The sequence below is a fragment of the Parendozoicomonas verongulae genome, assembly GCF_009711465.1.
Taxonomy (GTDB): Bacteria; Pseudomonadota; Gammaproteobacteria; order Pseudomonadales; family Endozoicomonadaceae; genus Sansalvadorimonas; species Sansalvadorimonas verongulae.
Genome location: NZ_SMME01000119.1, coordinates 1 through 270, shown reverse-complemented (window position 1 = coordinate 270; position 270 = coordinate 1). Strand labels below are relative to the sequence as shown.

Sequence of the window (270 nt, the reverse complement as noted above, 5' to 3'; positions counted from 1 at the left end):
GGCTATTCAGTCAGCAGAGCCGTTGCCTGAAGCCGATATGTGGTGTTTAGCAGCCCGCCGGCATGGTATAGACCGGGATAAAATCCCCGAAACAGCGGTGAATAAAATCTATGAGATCTATGACAATATCCCAAGAAACATCACCCAAATAACGGGAGCATTACCCGTTCTGGCTCATGGAGGGGTAGATAACCTGATTGTCGCCGCGCAGCAGGCACAGTCCCATGAGGGTTCCGATAAACTGGAACCCAGGCACTGGCGCAAAGCAAT

General features: G+C 51.5%; 1 protein-coding gene. It reads left to right on the top strand.

All coding sequences use genetic code 11. The features are described from left to right. Nucleotides 1–22 precede the first annotated feature (22 nt). Nucleotides 23–270: hypothetical protein (locus tag E1189_RS00140; RefSeq protein ID WP_155158140.1), on the top strand; the 248-nt coding region annotated here is incomplete at its 3' end.